Consider the following 1,715-nt stretch of genomic DNA (forward strand, 5'->3'; position numbering starts at 1 on the left):
CGGACCGGGGTGTGTTCAGTCGGTGGTGGGTGGCGGGAGGGGGTAGTGGTGGGGGTCGACGGGGCCGGGGAGGTGGGTGGCGGGGCGGGCCGGGGTGGTTCGTGGGTGGGGCATGGGTGGTTGTGGTGGGGGCGGGGGGACTTGTTTGAAGGAGAGGCCGGGTGGGGTTTTGGCGGGTGTGGTGGTGCCGGGGGTGGTCAGGGGGGTGTCGTGGCCGGGGCAGGAGGTGGTGGCGGGTGGCAGGGGGTGGGGGCTGGTGGGGGCGGGGCCGTTGCCGGTGAGGCAGTTGCCGCCGGTGCGGGCGGCGGCCAGGACGAGGGTGCCGGCGCTGACGGCGTTGTCGCGGATGGTGTTGTCCCGGACGGGGTGGTCCTGGACGTCGCGCAGGAGGAGGGCGGCCACGCGGTGGTTGTCGATGCGGTTGCGTTCGATGCGGTTGCGGGTGCCGCCGCCGATGCCGATGCCGATCCCGAAGCCGCCGTCGGCCTGTTCGGGGCTGCGGTCGTCGTTGTTCCCGGTGATGGTGTTGCCGGCGACCACGGCCTCGTGCTGCGGGCCCAGGGCCTCCAGGTTGTTGGAGTTGAGGGTCATCCCGACCCGGTTGGCGCGCGCGGTGTTGGCCAGGAAGTACAGGTTGCGGGAGGCGTTGGTGACCTCGATGCCGATGGCGTTGTGCTCCAGCACGTTCTCGCGCACCACGGTGTCGCAGGGGTCGCACTGTCCGACGTAGATGCCCGAGTCGGACTGTCCCGAGGCGTAGGAGTGCTCGATGAGGCCGCCGCGGGCGTCGAAGGCGTAGATGCCGTAAAGGGCGTTGTTGTACGCGGTCACGTACGAGGCCCTGAAGCCCTTCAGCGGGGGGAACCTGACCGTGTCCAGGGGGTCGTACCCCTGGCCGCCGCCCGCGCCCGCGCCCTGCAGGCGCTCGTCGGTGACCCCGGTGAACAGCACCCCGTTGGCCAGGTGGTTGCGGACGGTCAGGTTCTCCACCACCGACCCCGCACCGGTGACGGTGATGCCGTTGGCACGCCGGAACTGCCCGTCCACGACCGTCCCGTCGCGGTCCGCGCCGCGCAGCACCACACCGGGACGGCGCACGGTCACCGCCTCGTGATAAACACCCGATGAGACCAGCACCACATCACCCGATCGGGCGACATCCACCGCCTCCTGGATCGACCCGTACCCCCCGGGCACCCGCAACACCGCCGCCTCCCCCGAAGGCCCCCGCCCACCATCCACACCACCGGAACCACACCCCGACAGGACCAGAAGCATCGCGGCGGCCAGGGCGGTGCCCCGCAAGGGGCGCACCCCCGGACCATCTGCCCGATATTTCATGACAAGAGATCTCATGACGGAAGGTGTATCGTCACGCCGCGCCGTCCGGCGGATCCTGCGCGTGCTCCGTCCCGGCCGCGCTCCCCGCCTCTGCTCTGGAGCCCTGGTGACCGCCCTGCCCTCGCCTCATCGCCGTACGCTGCTGCTCGCCCCGCTCTCCGCGGCCACCGCGTGCGGAACCTCCGTCACCGAGGACGCGGCCGAGCGGCCCACCGGGGACGCGGCCCCGGACTCCTCCGGGAGTTCCGGTGCTTCCGGTGTCCCGGGGAGCGGAGGTCGTGCGGTTGTGCGTACGCAGCCGGGGATCGCCACCGCGCAGTCCGCCCATGTGCTGCTGCTCGCCCATGACCTGTCCCCCGCCCGGCCCGGGCCGG

General features: G+C 72.1%; 1 protein-coding gene and 1 pseudogene. One reads left to right on the forward strand and one right to left on the reverse strand.

Going from position 1 to position 1,715, the window contains the following annotated elements; translation table 11 throughout:
- Positions 1 to 15: 15 nt before the first annotated feature.
- Positions 16 to 1,104: a right-handed parallel beta-helix repeat-containing protein gene (locus tag ACFYW1_RS39005; RefSeq protein ID WP_389004586.1), complete on the reverse strand. Its 1,089-nt coding sequence runs from the start codon at positions 1,102 to 1,104 to the stop codon at positions 16 to 18.
- 343 nt (positions 1,105 to 1,447) lie between these two features.
- Between ACFYW1_RS39005 and ACFYW1_RS39010 the strand changes: the two are divergent.
- A pseudogene (locus ACFYW1_RS39010) lies at positions 1,448 to 1,715 on the forward strand (hypothetical protein); the annotation flags it as partial.

The organism is Streptomyces sp. NPDC002669 (genome assembly GCF_042889165.1).
GTDB lineage: Bacteria > Actinomycetota > Actinomycetes > Streptomycetales > Streptomycetaceae > Streptomyces.